At 62.8% G+C, this 16511-nt stretch carries 11 protein-coding genes; 4 read left to right on the forward strand and 7 right to left on the reverse strand.

Annotation, left to right across the window (positions count from 1 at the left end; all coding sequences use genetic code 11):
* Window positions 1-28 precede the first annotated feature (28 nt).
* From WMO46_RS10680 to WMO46_RS10710, 7 genes are read right to left on the reverse strand one after another with little or no spacing between them, the layout of a single operon-like run.
* Window positions 29-1801 (reverse strand): L-fucose isomerase, encoded by a 1773-nt coding sequence (locus WMO46_RS10680; RefSeq protein WP_349094331.1) that lies wholly within the window; start codon window positions 1799-1801, stop codon window positions 29-31.
* Window positions 1802-1823: 22 nt separating this feature from the next.
* Window positions 1824-3272 carry a sulfatase family protein gene (locus tag WMO46_RS10685; protein WP_349094332.1) on the reverse strand — a complete coding sequence of 483 codons (1449 nt, stop codon included), beginning with the start codon at window positions 3270-3272 and terminating at the stop codon, window positions 1824-1826.
* Complete coding sequence (locus tag WMO46_RS10690) at window positions 3269-4756, reverse strand: sodium:solute symporter family protein (RefSeq protein ID WP_019151923.1); 1488 nt, start codon at window positions 4754-4756, stop codon at window positions 3269-3271. The genes WMO46_RS10685 and WMO46_RS10690 overlap by 4 nt, the downstream gene beginning before the upstream one ends.
* A gap of 31 nt (window positions 4757-4787) precedes the next feature.
* Entirely contained in the window at window positions 4788-5699 is a 912-nt protein-coding gene (locus tag WMO46_RS10695) for a dihydrodipicolinate synthase family protein (RefSeq protein ID WP_019151924.1), read from the reverse strand.
* A 22-nt stretch (window positions 5700-5721) separates the two neighbouring features.
* Window positions 5722-6597 (reverse strand): alpha/beta hydrolase, encoded by an 876-nt coding sequence (locus WMO46_RS10700; protein WP_349094333.1) that lies wholly within the window; start codon window positions 6595-6597, stop codon window positions 5722-5724.
* Window positions 6594-8642 (reverse strand): FG-GAP repeat domain-containing protein, encoded by a 2049-nt coding sequence (locus WMO46_RS10705; RefSeq protein ID WP_349094335.1) that lies wholly within the window; start codon window positions 8640-8642, stop codon window positions 6594-6596. Before WMO46_RS10705 ends, WMO46_RS10700 begins: the two co-directional genes overlap by 4 nt.
* 49 nt (window positions 8643-8691) lie before the next feature.
* Window positions 8692-9750, reverse strand: coding sequence for a LacI family DNA-binding transcriptional regulator (locus WMO46_RS10710; protein WP_229091830.1), 1059 nt, complete (start codon window positions 9748-9750; stop codon window positions 8692-8694).
* A 115-nt stretch (window positions 9751-9865) separates the two neighbouring features.
* Here WMO46_RS10710 and WMO46_RS10715 point away from each other — a divergent pair, with 115 nt between their 5' ends.
* The 4 genes from WMO46_RS10715 to polA all read left to right on the forward strand — a co-directional run bounded on the left by WMO46_RS10715 (window position 9866) and on the right by polA (window position 16483).
* Window positions 9866-11005, forward strand: coding sequence for a DUF6786 family protein (locus tag WMO46_RS10715; RefSeq protein ID WP_349094336.1), 1140 nt, complete (start codon window positions 9866-9868; stop codon window positions 11003-11005).
* A gap of 11 nt (window positions 11006-11016) precedes the next feature.
* The gene (locus tag WMO46_RS10720) at window positions 11017-12642 is read left to right on the forward strand and encodes a ribulokinase (RefSeq protein WP_349094337.1); all 1626 of its coding nucleotides are present in this window, start codon (window positions 11017-11019) and stop codon (window positions 12640-12642) included.
* 456 nt (window positions 12643-13098) lie between these two features.
* Entirely contained in the window at window positions 13099-13551 is a 453-nt protein-coding gene (locus tag WMO46_RS10725; protein WP_022061551.1) for a 6-pyruvoyl trahydropterin synthase family protein, read from the forward strand.
* Between the two features lie 55 nt (window positions 13552-13606).
* Window positions 13607-16483, forward strand: a complete 2877-nt coding sequence (polA, locus tag WMO46_RS10730; RefSeq protein ID WP_349094338.1) for a DNA polymerase I — start codon at window positions 13607-13609, stop codon at window positions 16481-16483.
* The last annotated feature ends 28 nt before the right edge of the window (window positions 16484-16511 follow it).

Consider the following 16511-nt stretch of genomic DNA (forward strand, 5'->3'; position numbering starts at 1 on the left):
ATGGTTGTAGGTTTGGGTTGTGGGTCGGTTAACGGTAGACGGGTCCGTAGTTGTTGCAGGCGCGGTAGTCGGACCCTTCGGGGTCGGAGCCGAAGGCGGCCCAGGCCGAGGGACGGAAGATCTTCTCCTCGTCGATGTTGTGCATGCAGACCGGGATGCGGAGCATCGAGGCGAGCGTGATGAGGTCGGCTCCGACGTGTCCGTAGGTGATGGCCCCGTGGTTGGCACCCCAGTTGTTCATCACGTTGTAGACGCTCTTGAAAGCTCCCTTGCCCGTCAGCCGGGGTGCGAAATAGGTCGTGGGCCACGAGGGGTCGGTGCGTTTGTCGATGTATTCGAAGATCGCCCGATCGACGTTCACGGCCCACCCTTCGGCGATTTGCAGCACCGGACCCTGGCCTTTTATCAGGTTCAGGCGGCACATCGTCACCGGCATGTCGCCGCGCGTGAAGAACTTCGACGAAAAACCGCCGCCGCGCATGTATTCGCGGCCGGCCGGGTGCCAGGTCGTCGCTTCGAGGCACCGTTCGGCCTCCTGTTCGGTGATCTCCCAGAAGGGTTTCATCACGGGGTTGCCCTCGGCGTCGGACATCGCGCCCGAAGCGTCCAGCGTGCTGCTTCCCGAGTTGATCAGGTGGATGATGCCGTTCGCGGCCTTGCCCGTCAGTTTCCTGCCCGTGGCGCGCTCTACGGCTTCGGGGCTCCAATAGGTGCGTACGTCGGAGAAAAGCTGCGCCTGATTGGTCAGCAGGTGCATGAAGAGCATCGAAACGCCGTTCAGCGTGTCGTTTTCGGTGGCGAAGGTGTAGGCTTCGCGGATGCCGTTCCAGTCGAACGACGTGTTGAGGATGGCCTCCGAGAAGTCGCCGTCGGGGCGGAAGTCGGTCCACTGGCGCTGGCCCTGGAAACCTCCGGCGATGGCGTTGTGCCCGGCGGCCTCCTCTTCGAAGCCCATTTCGGCGAGTTTCGGATTGCCGACCATCAGGTCGCGGAAGATCATCGTCATCTTGACCACATACTCCCACACCTCGTCTTTCTTTTCGCGCGAATAGCGGAGGTGTTCCGGGTTGAGGTCCTCGCCTTCGTGCGTCTTGCAGTGCTTTTCGACCCAGGCCATAGCCCGTTCGAACTCCTCCTTGTCATAGATGCCCAGTTCGATGCGGCGCGCGATCTCCGAGCAATCGACGGCTTCGTTGCGCATGCCCAGATACTCCTGGAAGAAGTCGGGATCGGGCATCGAACCGGCAATGCCCATCGACACGGAGCCGATCGAGAGGTAGGATTTGCCGCGCATCTCCATGACGGCGACGGCCGCGCGGCCGAAGCGTAGCAGCTTTTCCTCCACGTCGGGGGTGATGCTGTTGTCGTTCTGCTCCTGCACTTCGGAGCCGTAGATGCCGAATGCGGGCAGCCCTTTCTGATTGTGCCCGGCCAGCGCCGAGGCGAGGTAGACGGCTCCCGGACGCTGGGTCTTGTTGAAGCCCCAGATGGCTTTGGGCATCAGCGGGTCCATGTCGATGGTTTCGGAGCCGTAGCACCAGCAGGGGGTCACCGAGAGGACGGCCCCGACGTTGTTGTCGCGGAATTTGTCGGTCGCGGCGGCCGCTTCGGCCACGCCGCCGATCGTCGTGTCGGCGATGACGCATTCGACGGGTGCTCCGTCGGCATAGCGCAGCTTCGCGGCATAGAGTTTCGCGACGCTCTGGGCCATGCCCATGGTCATCTCTTCGAGGGATTCGCGGATACCGCCGCGGCGGCCGTCGATGATCGGACGGATACCGATTTTAGGATGGTTTGTCATAGGTCGGATGGTTTTTCGGTTCTTATTCGTAAATTTTCGGATGAGGGAGAGTCACGAAATCTTCGTCCTCGATCATCTTGTAGGTCAGTCTCAGGATCAGGTCGTTGCGGATCTCTTTCAGCGCCGGATCGTCGATCAGGTTGTGCTGTTCGCAGGGGTCGTTCCGCAGGTCGTAGAGCTCGAACATCGGGCGTGTCGGCGAGAAATAGAGGCGGCTCGAAAGCGTATCGAGCTCTCCGCTCTTGTGCATGCGTTTCAGTTCGGCGAACATCTCCGTGCCGGAGAAATCGACGGGCACCCACGGCAGACCGGGCAGCAGGTTGTAGATGAGTTTGTACCGTTCGCCGACGATGCAGCGCATCTGGTCGAAGACCGAGGTTTTGCCCGGCAGCGAATTGGTCGCATGGCAGCTCCGCACGGAGTAGACCCACCTTTCGGCCGGGGTTTCGCCCTGCACCATGAGGGGCAGGAGGTCCGCACCCTCCATCTCTTCGGGAACCGGCAGCCCGGCGGCCGCCAGACAGGTCGAGGCGATGTCCACGTTGGAGACCACGGCGTCTGTCACGGCCGGGGCGATGCGCCCGGGCCAGCGGACCAGGAACGGCACCCGGATTCCGTTTTCATAGAGCGTGCCTTTGGCCATGAACTGCGCTCCGCCGTTGTCGCCCATGAAGATGACGATCGTGTCGTCGCTCAGGCCGTGTTCGTCGAGGTAGCGCAGCACCTCCCCGAAATCGGAGTCCATCCGGTGTATCTCGTCGTAATAGGCCGCCAGGTATTCGCGGACTAGCTGCGTGTCGGGATAGAACGGCGGGAGGGTCAGCGACCGGGGGTCGTGCACCTTCGGGGCGTCGTAAGGCGTGTGGGGATCGGAATAGCAGAGTTGCAGGAAGAAGGGCTTGTCCTTGTCGCGGCGCTCCATGAAGGTCCGGAACTGGGCGTTGATCTTCCAGTGGTTCTTGCCCCTGCTGGCGTCGGCGACGACCATGCAGGTGTCGAGCCGGTCGGGGAAGGTCTTGTAGCCGTGCTCTGCGTAGTAGAGTTCGACCTCCTTGATCTTTCCGACCCGGCCGCTGACGGCTCCGTCGAGGTGATAGCCGCGCCCGGCGACGCCCGTGTAGTAGCCGTTCTCGCGCAGGTATTCGGGAAAGGCGCGGAAGCGGCGGGCGAGCGTCACGTTGAAACGGGTCATGTTCACCGCCACGGGCGAACGCCCCGTCATGATCGAGGCGCGCGAAGGCACGCTTTGCGGCGAGGTGGCGTAGGCGCGGTTGAAGCGCACGCCCTCGGCGGCGAAACGGTCGAGATTCGGCGTCCGGATGTCGGCGTTGCCGTAACAGCCGACGGCGAAGGCGCTCTGGTCGTCGCTCAGCACCAGCAGGATGTTGGGCTGTTTCTGGGCCGCGACGGCGGCGCTGCCGCCCAGGACGCCGCCGCAGAGCAGCAGACCGGTTTTCAGTCGGGTTTTCATGCGTTTTCGGCTTTGCGGTTCGTGAGCTTCGTAAGCAGGAAGCCCGTCAGGAAGATGACCGTCGTTCCGAAGACGATCGTCAGGTAGGTGTGCAGCGGGCTGTGGAACCGGTAGAAGGGCGAACCTTCGTTGATCAGCGGCGAGAGGCTCATCCAGGCGATGGTCAGCAGTCCGAGGATCACGGCGACGACCGCATGGGCCCGGCGCACGGTTTTGCAGACGACGCCCAGCAGGAACAGTCCCAGCATGCCGCCGCTGAAGATCGACGCCAGCTTCCACCAGGCGTCCAGCACGCCGTCGATGCGCATCATCAGCAGTCCCATGACGATGCCCAGTGCCCCCACGACGAACGACGTGGCGTAGAGCACCCGCATGCTCTTCTTTTCGGAGAGCTCCTTTTTCGAGAGCCGCTTGGCGAAGTCCGTCAGCACGATTGTCGCCGAGGAGTTGATGCTCGTGGCGATGGTGGACATGCCGGCCGAGAAGAGCGAGGCGATCACGAGTCCGGTGAGTCCCGTGGGGAGTCCGTGGACGATGAACCACGGGAATACCTGGTCCGAGGGCGTGCCGGCGGGCAGCAGTTCGGGACGCGCCGTGTAGTAGGAGAAGAGCGCCGTGCCGATGTAGACGAAGACCAGCGACACGGGGATGTAGAGCAGTCCGCCGAAAAGGGTCGATTTCACGGCTTCGGCCGTCGAGCGGGTCGTCATGTAGCGCTGCACGTAGTTCTGGTCGATGCCGTAGTTCTGCATGTTGACGAACAGTCCGTAGATGAGCACCACCCAGAAGGTCGGTTCCGTAAGGCTCGCGCCGAAACTGCCGAGGCTGAACTTGCCGTGGGCCGAGGCGATTTCGAAGAGCTGTCCGGGGCCTTCGGGCATCGTGAAGGTGAGGATCGCGGCGCAGGCGATGGCCCCGACGATGAGGATGATGCCCTGGATGGCGTCGGTCCAGACCACGGCGGCGATGCCGCCCAGCAGGGTGTAGATCAGCGTGGCGATGCCCGTGCAGACGATGATGGTCTGGATGTCCCAGCCGAACATCGTGTTCAGCGGCAGGGCCAGCAGCAGCAGGATCGAGCCCACGCGGGCGAGCTGCGTCAGCAGGTAGCAGACCGCCACGTAACAGCGGGCCCAGTAACCGAAGCGCATTTCGAGGTAGTGGTAGGCCGAGACGCTGTCGATTCCGCGGTAGAGCGGGATGAAGACCTTGGCCGCGAGCCACGTGGCGATGGGGATCGAGAGGCTGAATACGAAGGGGTTCCAGTTGCCTTTGTAGGCGTCGCCGGGAAGTCCGAGGAAGCTGATGCTGCTGACGAACGTGGCGAAGATCGACATGCCCACGACCCAGGTGGGCAGCGATCCTTCGGCGGCGGTGAATGCCGCGGCGCCCTTGCGGCTGCGGAAGTAGAACGAGCAGCCGAAGAGGGCGACGCCGCCCACGAAGATGAAGAAGACGAGGTAATCGAGTAAGGTTATCTCCATTTTTTGTCGGGTTAGGTAGTTCGGTCGTGTGTCATTCGCCGCAGGCGGTTCCCAGCGCTTCGAGGGCCTTGCGGATGCGGGCGCGCTCCTCGGTGCGGAAACGGCGGTAGGGGTAGGACATGTAGTCGTCGCAGATGCCCATCAGCGAGAGCGAGCACTTCACGCCTTTGAGGTAGCTGGAGCCGTATTTCCCGACGGTGTAGAGCGACGTGCTGATCTGCATGATCTTCCGTTGCAGCGCGCGCATCGTGTTCACGTCGCGGTTGCAGGCGGCGTAGTACATCTGCACGTAGAGTTCGGGGAAGATGTTGGCGCCGCCGTTCACGCCGCCGTCGGCCCCCATCACGACGCTTTCGCCCGTCAGCTCCTCGGGACCCACGTAGAGGGCGAAATCCTCGCGGTCGCCCAGGTGGTAGAGCAGCGTCTGGAAATAGGTCATGTTGGCCGAACTGTCCTTCAGCCCGACGATGTTCGGGTGTTCGGCCAGCGTCTTGACGGTTGCGGGTTCGAGGAACACCTTCACGTGCGACGGCATGTTGTAGAGGAAGAGCGGCAGCGGCAGGGCGTCGGCCAGCGCCGTGTAGTATTCGATCAGCTCCTGCTGCGAGGGCGCGAAGTAGTAGGGAGCGGCGGCCACGACCGCCACGGCGCCGCATTTCGCGGCATGGGCGGCCAGTTTGACGCTCTCGTCGAGCGACGTGTCGGTGACGCCCACCAGCACGGGAACGCGCCCGGCGACCTGACGGCAGACCAGTTCGACGAAATCGTAGCGGCATTCGTACGAGAGGCTCTGGGCCTCGCCGGTGGTGCCGAGGAGGAAAAGGGCGTGGACGCCGCCGGCGAGGATGTGCTCCGTGAGCCGTACGGTGCCTTCGCGGTCGATCTGGTCGTCACCCTTCAAGGGGGTGATCATCGGGGGAATGATCCCTTTGATAGTCTTCATTTTTTTATGTTTTAGGTTTCAGTCAGTTGTTCGTTCTGTGCCGTTCGATCCACCGGATGACGGCCGGATAGGTTTCGTCGCCGTACTTGTAGCGTTCGCGCATCCAGAAGCCGTGGCCTCCTTCGGGATAGATGTGCATTTCGGCCTTCACTCCGCGGCGGTTGAGGGCCCGGTAGAAGGCGATGGAGTTGTCCGGGACCACCGCTTTGTCGTCGTTGCACAGCAGAAGCATCACCTCGGGCATCCCTTCGTGCACTTGTCCGAAGGTGGAGTGACGTTTGCGCAATGCCTTCTCTTCGCTGCGGGCCCCGAGGAGGTTCTCCCGGGTCCGGACGCTGGAATAGTTCATCGAGACGACCGGGTAGACCAGAACGGCGAAGTCGGGGCGCGTTTCTTCGCTCGTGTATTCCGTGATGAGCGTCGAGGCGAAATGGCCTCCCGCCGAGAAGCCGATAATTCCCACATTGTGAGGATCGACACCCCATTGTGCGGCGTTCCGGCGGATGACGCGCATCGCCTGCTCGCCGTCTTCGAGCGGAATCCCGGGATGGCCGTTCGGCATCCGGTATTTGAGGATCATTGCGGCGATGCCGTGTTCGTTGAGCCACTCGGCGGTCTTGTAGCCCTCGTGCGTGATGCAGACTTTCTCGTAGCTTCCGCCCGGCACGACCAGCATGGCCTGCCCCGTGGCGCGCGCCGGATCGGGAAGATAGACCAACAATTCGGGGTCGCTGACGCCGACGTAATATCCCTTGTCGTTCACGCCTTCGGGCTGCTCTTCCAGGCCGCTCTTCGTCGGGGTTCCCTCCGGGAAGAGTTTGACGTGCAGCGGTTCGGCGGCCTGCGATACGGCGACGGCCAGCAATAGGGCGCAGAGTGTCGTGAGGCAGGTTTTCATCGCGTCTGTTTCTGTTGGTTCGCCATCCGGTAGAAGTGGCCGTCCTCGGCCCCCAGCAGGAGTTCCGGCGTACCGTCGCCCCGCCAGTCGATGGGGGTCGGACAGGTCGTGTGGCCGGCCAGTATGCGTTCGCCGACGTTGCCCATGTATTCGTACCACACCTCGCCCCGCTCCTCGCGGACGTTGCGGAACCAGCAGGCGTTCTGGCTGTCCACGATCAGGTCCAACCGTCCGTCGCCGTCCCAGTCCGTGAAGCAGATCTTGCGGCGTCCGGATTGTCCGCCGATGCCGTCGTTCAGCCGCAGAAGCCCTTCCGACGCATCCGCTACCCCGCTTCTGGAGTTGTAGAGCGAGCAGTTCGTGCCGTGGAAGATGCGGCGTCCGGGGCGGAGCAGCAGTTCGCCGTCGGGCGTGCGGAAACGTTCGTAATAGGCGAGGTAACCCTCCTGGTCGAGGACGATGAGGTCCGTCAGCCCGTCGCCGTTCCAGTCCATCGCCACGGGCGTCGTGCGCCATTGCGTGACGAGCGTGCCGGGCTCGGGCGTCCACCAGTTCCAGGCGGGTTTGGGGGCCTCTCCCTCCCAGGCCACGCGCACGGGCTGCGCCGGGGCGAGTCTCAGCTTGTCTTTGCCGCCGAGGTTGCGGAACCATTCGATTTTGCCCCAGATCGAGTTGATGATGATGTCGGGAAGTCCGTCGCCGTCCCAGTCGGCCACGGAGAGCACCGTATAGCCCCATTTGCGTTCGGCGGGACCCTGTATCGAACCGTTCTCCCCGGCCTGGATGCGGATGGGCTTGCCGTTGACGGTGAAGAGGCGCGGAGCGTCCCACACGGGGTTTTCGCCGCCCGAAAGGTTGCGGATGAAAGCGATTTCGCCGGCCGAGTTCCCGGCAATGATGTCCTGTTTTCCGTCGCCGTCCCAATCGAAGGCGCAGGGGGTCGAGAGGGCCCCGAATTTGACCGGATCGGCCTGCTGGGTGAAGTAGAGGGGCGATTCGAACTGCGGCATGCCTTTTTTGACCTTCCCCGTGTGGCGCACCCAGGCCACGCGGCCGTCCTCGTCGCCGACGATGAGGTCGGGATGCCCGTCGCCGTCGAAATCCGACACCACCGGGACGATCATCTCCAGGTGGAGGCGGATCTCCCCGTGTTTGTTCGCAAGCGGCCGTCCCGCGGCGAAGCGGGGCTCCGTGCGGGTGCCGACGTTCTCGAACCAGGTGAGTCCATCGACGAACTCGCCGCAGATCAGGTCCGGATCGCCGTCGCCGTCGAAATCGGCGATACACGGATTGGGTGCTCCGTAAACGTCGATCGGGGTGCCTGCGGCCTCCACCTTGCCGCGGTTGACATATCCCCTGCCGGTGTTTTCCAGCAGGTAGACGTAGCCGTGCAGCGGACCCCGGGTCCAGCGTCCGAGACTGTCGAAAGCGTTGTCCCAGCCGTAGTCGTCCCACGTGTCGATGCCCACGACGATGTCCTTGTCGCCGTCGCCGTCCCAGTCGGCGTAGCTCCACATATTGCTCCGCGACTTGTTGTAGGTGGCTCCGAGTTCCTCGCCTTCGTAGTGCAGGCGGCGTTTTTTGGCATAGGGGGCCTTGAAGAAGTCGGGGTATTCGAAATTCTTCGAAAGGACGTAGGGTTTGCCGTTCGCCTCCGAGAGACGGATGTTGTTCATCCCCTTCTCGCTGATGCGCTCGGCGGCGGCGAAACGGGGATGGCGCGGCGTACCGATGTTCTTGAAGAAATAGAGTCCTTTGTAGGGGCGGTCGGGGCACGACACCAGCAGGTCTTTCAGACCGTCGCCGTCGTAGTCCACGGGCAGCGGAATGCCCCACAGCCCGACCCCCAGATCGACCGTGAGACCCGGATTGTTATAGCGCAGGATGTCCGGGTCGGATTGGGCCGGGGTGTTTCCCCCCCCCTTGGGATTGGCTGTATGCGCCGTTCGGGCCGGTGCCGATGTCGTGACGAAGAGTGCGGCGGCCAGCGCTGCGGTGCGGATGGCGAGAACGCTCGTTTTGTAAAGATGGGTTGCCGGGTTCATGGTTTTATGTCGGTTTCTTGTAAATCGTTTTAGCCTCGGGACAAATGTTTTAAGCTTCCGTAACCGCCTCCTCTGCGCTCCGCAGCGCCTCTTCGGGGGCGCTCTCGACGATTTCGGGCGTCAGCACGATGCGTGTGCAGCTTCCGGGTTTGTCGCGCTGTTCGATGCTCTTGATCAGCAGGTCGAGGGCCTCGGTCCCGAACCGTTCGATGGGCTGGCGGACGTAGGCGATGGCGGTTTTGTAGATGTCGAAGGCTTCGTTGGTGTCGAAGCAGGCGATGGCGAAATCCTGGGGCACGCGCCAGCCGTTGCGGAAGATGGCGCTCAGGCCCTGGCCTGCCAACGTGTTGGTGGCGAAGAGGAAAGCCTCGACGCGGCGCTGCCGGGCCTCGCGGATGATCTCCTCGATTTTGGCGAACTTGTCGTGGCGCAGGTGGTGTATGACGGCGTTTTCGCCCATTTCGTGTGCCTGCATGCAGCGGCGGTAGCCCTCTTCGCGCTCGCGGATGTTCGAGAGCCCCATCGAGTAGGAGATCATCTCGATGCGGGTGAATCCGCGCCGGATCAGCGCCTCGGTCGTTTCGTACCCGGCGCGGCGGTTGTTCAGCACGACGCTGCTGACTTCCAGATCGGGCACCTCGCGGTCGAGCAGCACGAGCGGGATGTTCTGGCGGGCGATGTCGCGGATGATCTCGTCCGCGCCTTCGCACGGAACCACGATCAGGCCGTCGATGCCCTTGTTGCGGAAGACCTCGACCAGATTCTCCAGCTTCTGCGGATTCTCGTCGGTGCTGCCGAACAGCACGGTGTACTTATGTTTATATGCGTGGTTCTCGATGCACCGGGCGATGTCGGCGAAGAACTTGTTCGAGATGTCCGAAACGATGACGCCGATGGTGTTCGTCTTGCCGCTGCGCAGGGTGCGGGCGGCGTTGTTGGGCTGGTAATTGAGTTTTTGCGCGACCTCCAGAATGCGCTGGGCCGTTTCCTTGTTCACGCGGTAGGTCTCCTTGCCGTCGGCCTTGTTGTTCATCACGAACGAGACCAGGGCGATCGAAACTCCCGCCTCCGTGGCTATATCTTTTATGGTGACTCGCTTCGTGCGCATATTTTTTGCGATTTTTTGCAATATCTGGGATTTTCTGTTACATTTGCAAAAGTAATTAAAACGTTTTAATAAACAAATTTTTTCGCAATTTTTTTGATTTTATCCCTTTCGGAATATGAAAACTTACGGTGAAGAGCGCTCATTCCTGGAGAGTTGCGGGGTTCGGGTCGTGGAGTTGTCCGACGAATCGGGCCGGGCGCGGGTCTGTCTGGTTCCGGCGTGGCAGGGACGGGTGATGACCTCGACGGCGGCCGGAACCGGGGGACCCGGCTACGGCTGGATAAACCGCTCGCTGATCGCTTCGGGGGTCCGGAAATCCCGGTTCAACCCTTTCGGCGGCGAAGAACGCCTCTGGCTCGGGCCCGAGGGCGGCCCCTTCTCGCTCTACTTCGCGCCCGGCGCCGAGCAGGTCTACGCCAACTGGCAGGTTCCGGCGGCGCTGGACACCGAGCCTTTCCGGGTGGTCGGGCGCGATGCCCGGCAGGTGCGCTTCGAGGCTGAAATGTCGCTTCGCAACGCCGCCGGAACCCGTTTTGAGATCGGGGTGGCGCGTCGCGTCGAACTCCTCTCGCACCGGCAGGCGGAGGTGTCGTTGGGGCGTGCCCTGCCGCCGGAACTCGCATTGGTGGCCTACCGCAGCGAGAACCGGATCGGGAACTGCGGTCCGGAGCCCTGGATGCCCGCGGGCGGCGCTCCGTCGGTCTGGATGCTCGGGATGTTCACACCGTCGCCGACGACCGTCGTTTTCCTCCCCTGCGACGGCGAAGAGGTGCGTGCGGCCGTCAACAGCGACTATTTCGGAGAGCTTCCGGACGACCGGCTCTCCGTTTCCGGAGGGCTCGTATGCCTGCGGATCGACGGCGCTTTCCGGTCGAAGATCGGGCTGCCTGCGGGCCGCGATACGGGGCTTTGCGGCAGTTATGACGCGGCGGCGCATCACGTGACGCTGGTTCGCTACCGCCGTTCCGCGCCGGGCGACCGCTATGTGGAGAGCCGCTGGGGCGCGCAGGCCGATCCGTTCGGCGGGGATGTCGTCAACGCCTACAACGACGGGCCGACCGAGACCGGCGAGGTGATGGGTCCGTTCTATGAAATCGAAACCTCTTCGCCGGCGGCCTTCCTGCGGCCCGGCGAGACGCTGTGCCACACGCAGGAGGTCTTCCACCTGCAAGGGGACGAAGCCCTGCTCGAAGAACTTCTCCGCGGTCTGATACCCGGAGGGTTGCGGGCTGTGAAAGAAGCGTTCAACCATTAATCGAAATAACTATGCAACCTCGAACCAACTATCTTCTGGGCGTCGATTTCGGGAGCGATTCCGTGCGGTGCCTCGTCGTCGATGCCGCCGACGGGTCGGAGCTCGCTTCGGCGGTGGTGGCCTATCCCCGGTGGGCCGAGCGGCTCTACTGCGATCCCGCGCACAACCGCTACCGCCAGCATCCGCTCGATTATGTCGAATCTCTGGAAGCGTCTGTCCGTCAAGCGCTAGCGGCCTGCGGACGCGACGTTGCCGATGCCGTCTGCGGCATCTCCTTCGACACCACGGCGTCCACCCCGGCGCTGACCGATGCCAAGGGCACCCCGCTGGCTCTGCTGCCAGAGTTCGCCGAGGAGCCCGATGCGATGTTCGTGCTCTGGAAAGACCATACGGCCCTCGCCGAAGCGGATGAGATAAACGATTTAGCAAGAAAGTGGGAAACCGACTACACCCGTTACAGCGGCGGCACCTACTCCTGCGAATGGGTGTGGGCCAAGATGCTCCATTGCCTGCGCCGTTCGCCCGGATTGCGGGCTGCGGCCTATTCGTGGGTGGAGCACTGCGACTGGATCAGCGCCCTGCTGGTCGGGGACACGACCCCCGAGACCATCGCCCGCAGCCGCTGCGTGGCCGGACACAAGGCGATGTGGCACGCCTCGTGGGGCGGACTTCCCGCGCCGGAGTTTCTGGAGGCGGTCGATCCGCTGCTGGGCATCTTCCGCGGACATCTTTATTCCGACACCGTCACGGGCGATGCGTGCGTCGGCCGGCTGTGCGGCGAGTGGGCCGCCCGGCTGGGGCTGAAACCGGGCATCGCCGTCGGCGTGGGGGCCATCGACTGCCATGTCGGGGCCGTCGGGGCCGGGATCGTCCCCGGGACGCTGGTCAAGGTGATGGGAACCTCGACGTGCGACATCGTGGTCGGCACCTACGACGAGGTCGGCGACCGGACCGTGCGCGGCATCTGCGGTCAGGTCGATGGTTCGGTGCTGCCCGGATATATCGGTTTCGAGGCCGGGCAGGCTGCCTTCGGAGATTTGTACGCCTGGTTCCGGCGGGTGATGGCGTGGCCGCTGCGGCAGATTGCCGGAAGCGATCCGCAGCTCGAAGAGCGGATTCTCGGGGAGCTGACGGCCGAGGCCGAACGGCTGCCCCTGACACCCGACGATCCCGTGGCGCTCGACTGGCACAACGGCCGCCGGACGCCCGATGCCGACCCCCGGGTGCGGGGTGCGCTGGACGGACTGACCCTTGCGACATCGGCGCCGGCGATCTACAAGGCGCTGGTCGAAGCGACGGTCTTCGGGTCCCGGGCCATCGACGAGCGGATGCTCGAAGAGGGGGTGCCCATCGACAACATCCTCGCCATCGGCGGCATCGCCCGCAAATCGCCTTTCGTGATGCAGACGATGGCCGATGTCATCGGCGTTCCGATCCGGGTGGTGGCCAGCGATCAGGCTTGCGCCCTGGGTGCGGCGATGTTCGCGGCGGTTGCCGCCGGGCTCTACGGATCGGTGCAGGAGGCCCAGCGGGCGATGTGTCCCGGTTTCTCGGACGAATACCTGCCCGATATGGAGCGTTACGCGGTTTACGACCGCCTCTACGACCGTTATCTGAAACTCGGAGGCCGCCGCTGAGCGGGCGTTCCGGAGGACCGGGTGCACGGGCCGCGGGTAGAGCCGACGAATCGTTCGGTTTTGCCTGCGGCCTGCGTGCTGTCTTGGGCCGGCTGTCTCTCGGCGATCCCCAAGTAAATTTGGCATTGTGCCCGGCTTGCGCTATCTTTGGCGTTGCCTTAGACAGGCTGCGGTTCGGCAAAATGCAAGTAAACTTGCTTTTGCGCCCGGCTTGCACTATCTTTGACTTTTGTCTTAGATAGGCTGCGGCTCGGAAGTGCTAAAATAAATTTGGCACTCCGCTCACCTTGCACTATCTTTGGCCCTGCCTTAGACAGGCTGCGGTTCGGCAAAATGCAAGTAAACTTGCTTTTGCGCTCGGCTTGCACTATCTTTGACTTTTGTCTTAGATAGGCTGCGGTTCGGAAGTGCTCAAATAAATTTGGCACTCCGCTCACCTTGCACTATCTTTGCCCCATGACAGTGATCAGATTGACCAAGGAATTTTCATTCGAGGCAGCGCATGCCCTCGACGGATACGACGGGCCGTGCCGCGAAATCCACGGGCACTCCTACCGGTTGTTCGTGACGGTGAAAGGCACCCCGGCCGAAGATGAGGCCGATCCCAAATGCGGGATGGTGATGGATTTCGGAGTGCTGAAGCGGATCGTGAACGAAGAGATCGTCTCGCGGTTCGATCATGCGCTGGTGCTGCGCGGTTCGGCGTCGGGCGCGGAGCTGCGCCGGGTGCTCGCCGAGCGGTTCGGCAACATCCTGACGGTGGATTACCAGCCCACGTGCGAGAACATGCTCGCCGATTTCGCCCGCCGCATCGCCGCCCGGCTTCCCGAAGGCGTTGCGCTCCATTCGTTGAAGCTCCACGAAACCGCAACCTCGTTCGCCGAGTGGTTTGCCGGCGACAATGAGTGACACCCTTTTTTCCGCCCCCCCCCGCGAATACAAGCGACGCAACTTAAATACAGATATGAAAAAACTCTTTCTGGTTGACGCCTATGCGTTGATTTTCAAGTATTACTATGCTTTTTTGGGGCGGCCGATGCGCAACCGCGCCGGTATGAACACCTCCGTGGTGTTCGGGTTCGTGAAGTTCCTGCGCGACATTCAGAAGCGCGAAAGGCCCGACCTGCTGGGCGTGGCCTTCGATCCCAAGGGGGGCAGTTTCCGCCGCGACATCTTCCCCGAGTACAAGGCGAACCGTTCCGAGACGCCCGAGGACATCCTGCTTTCGGTGCCCTACGTCAAGCGGGTGCTCGAAGCGATGTGCATCCCGATCCTCGAAGTCGAGGGGTACGAGGCCGACGACGTGATCGGAACCCTTTCGCAGAAGGGCGTCGAGGCGGGTTACGATGTCTATATGGTGACCCCCGACAAGGATTACGGACAGCTCGTGCGCGACCATTGCCGCATCTACAAGCAGCGGGGCGCGGAGGGAAGCATCGAGATCGTTGGCCGTGAGGCCATCCGCGAGAAGTACGGCATTGACGACCCTCGGTTGGTGCGCGACATCCTCGCGCTTTGGGGCGACGCTTCGGACAACATCCCCGGCGTGCCGGGCATCGGCGAAAAGAGCGCCTGCAAGCTGGTGCAGGAGTGGGGGACGGTCGAGAACATCCTCGACAACGTTTCGAAAATCAAGGGAAAACAGGGCGAGAAGATCGCCGAGTGGGCCGACAACCTGCGTCTGGCCAAGCGCCTGACGACCATTTGCCTCGACGTGCCGATCCCCTTCCGCGAGGAGGACCTCACGGTCTGCGAACCGCATATCGACGAGCTGCGCGGGGTCTTCGCCGAGCTCGATTTCAAGGCTTTCATGAACGACCTGGCCAACCTCGCGCCGCCCGAGGCGCTTCCCGAAGGCCCCCGGCAGGAGGCGCAGACCCAGCTGGCGGAGATGGCCCGCGCCAAGTCCGCCGCGGCGAAGAAAGCCGCGCTGGCGGGTCAGGGCAATCTGTTCGGCGACCCCGTGGTGCAGATGCCCGAGGTCCGGGAGGTTCCCGTCGCCGAATTGCAGGCCGAGGCCGACGCGATGCAGCTGGCGACGGCTCAGAACACGCTTCACGAATATACGCTCGTCGAGAGCGCCGCGCAACTGCGCGAAGTCGTCGCCGAGGTCGGACGGTATGAGGAGTTCTGCTTCGACACGGAGACCACCGGATTCGACATCTTCAACGACCGCATCGTCGGGCTGTCGCTCGCCGTGGAGCCTTTCAAAGCGTGGTACGTTCCTTTCAAAGAGGAGAACACGCCCGAATACGCGGAGATCGTGCGGCCGCTGTTCGAGGACGAGCGGATCGCCAAGATCGGCCAGAACATCAAGTTCGACCTGATGGTGCTGCGCCGGCTGGGGATCGAGATCCGGGGCCGCAAGTACGACACGATGATCCTCCACTACCTGCTCGATCCCGAGTCGCGCCATAACATGAACGCCCTTTCGGAGCGGTATCTCAACTACAAGCCCATCGAGATCGAGACGCTGATCGGCAAGGGTTCCAAACAGCTGACGATGGACCTGGTGAACGTCGAGCGCGTCAAGGAGTACGCCGCCGAGGATGCCGACGTGACCCTGCGGCTCAAACAGGTGCTTTATCCCCAGGTCGAAGAGATCGGTCTCCAGCATCTCTATTTCGAGGTCGAGGAGCCGATGATCGCCGTGCTGGCCGACATCGAGATGGCGGGCGTGAGGATCGACACCGGGGCGCTGGCCGTCTATGCCGTCGAGCTGAACCGCAAGCTGGGCGAACTGGAGGCGGCGATCCGCACCGAGGCGGGCGAACCCAATCTGAACATCAACTCCGCGCGTCAGCTGGGCGAGGTGCTGTTCGCCAAGATGCGCATCGCCGAGAAGCCCAAGATGACCCGGACCAAACAGTTCTGCACCGACGAAGATTATCTTCAGTCGTTCGCCCGCAAACACCGCATCGTGGATCTGATCCTCGAATACCGGGGCGTCAAGAAGCTGCTTTCGACCTATGTCGAGGCGCTGCCCCAGCTGGTCAACCGCACCACGGGGCGTATCCACACCTCGTTCAATCAGGCCGTCACGGCCACCGGGCGCCTTTCATCGACGAATCCCAACTTGCAGAACATCCCGGTCCGCGACGACATGGGCCGCCGCATCCGCAAGGCGTTCATCCCCTCGGACGACGACCACCTGTTGCTTTCGGCCGATTACAGCCAGGTCGAACTGCGCCTGATGGCCCATCTGTCGGGCGACGAGTCGCTGATCTCGGCCTTCGAACACGGCGAGGACATCCACACCGCCACCGCCGCCAAACTGTTCAATAAACCGCTCGGAGAGGTGACGCCCGAGGAGCGGCGCCGGGCCAAGACGGCCAATTTCGGCATCATCTACGGCATCTCGGCCTTCGGTCTGAGCCAGCGGCTCGAAATTCCCCGCAAGGAGGCCAAAGAGATCATCGACGGCTATTTCGCCTCCTACCCCAAGGTCAAGGAGTATATGGACAATGTGGTCGCTAAGGCCAAGGAGGAGGGCTTCGTGTCAACGATTTTCGGCCGCCGCCGCTACCTCAACGACATTTCGTCGCACAACGCCGTGGCGCGCGGACTGGCCGAGCGCAACGCCGTGAACGCCCCGATTCAGGGCTCTGCGGCCGACATCATGAAGATCGCCATGATCGACGTTCACCGGCGTTTCGCCGCCGAGGGCATCCGTTCGCGGGTGATCTTGCAGGTGCATGACGAATTGGTCGTCGATATGCTCCGTTCGGAACAGGAGCGCGTCACGAAGATCGTCACCGAGTGCATGGAGTCCGCGGCGCAGCTCAAGGTGCGACTTATTGCCGACGCCGGCATCGGAGGCAACTGGCTCGAAGCGCATTGACCGTGGTATGCCGGAACAGAAAATCGCC

It is taken from the genome of Alistipes intestinihominis (genome assembly GCF_040095975.1).
Classification (GTDB): Bacteria; Bacteroidota; Bacteroidia; order Bacteroidales; family Rikenellaceae; genus Alistipes; species Alistipes senegalensis.

Coding starts and splice junctions, on each gene's coding strand:
- WMO46_RS10680 (WP_349094331.1), bottom strand. CDS start 1,801: ATGACAAACCATCCTAAAATCGGTATCCGTCCGATCATCGACGGCCGC.
- WMO46_RS10685 (WP_349094332.1), bottom strand. CDS start 3,272: ATGAAAACCCGACTGAAAACCGGTCTGCTGCTCTGCGGCGGCGTCCTG.
- WMO46_RS10720 (WP_349094337.1), top strand. CDS start 11,017: ATGCAACCTCGAACCAACTATCTTCTGGGCGTCGATTTCGGGAGCGAT.
- WMO46_RS10705 (WP_349094335.1), bottom strand. CDS start 8,642: ATGAACCCGGCAACCCATCTTTACAAAACGAGCGTTCTCGCCATCCGC.
- WMO46_RS10695 (WP_019151924.1), bottom strand. CDS start 5,699: ATGAAGACTATCAAAGGGATCATTCCCCCGATGATCACCCCCTTGAAG.
- WMO46_RS10710 (WP_229091830.1), bottom strand. CDS start 9,750: ATGCGCACGAAGCGAGTCACCATAAAAGATATAGCCACGGAGGCGGGA.
- WMO46_RS10725 (WP_022061551.1), top strand. CDS start 13,099: ATGACAGTGATCAGATTGACCAAGGAATTTTCATTCGAGGCAGCGCAT.
- polA (WP_349094338.1), top strand. CDS start 13,607: ATGAAAAAACTCTTTCTGGTTGACGCCTATGCGTTGATTTTCAAGTAT.
- WMO46_RS10700 (WP_349094333.1), bottom strand. CDS start 6,597: ATGAAAACCTGCCTCACGACACTCTGCGCCCTATTGCTGGCCGTCGCC.
- WMO46_RS10715 (WP_349094336.1), top strand. CDS start 9,866: ATGAAAACTTACGGTGAAGAGCGCTCATTCCTGGAGAGTTGCGGGGTT.
- WMO46_RS10690 (WP_019151923.1), bottom strand. CDS start 4,756: ATGGAGATAACCTTACTCGATTACCTCGTCTTCTTCATCTTCGTGGGC.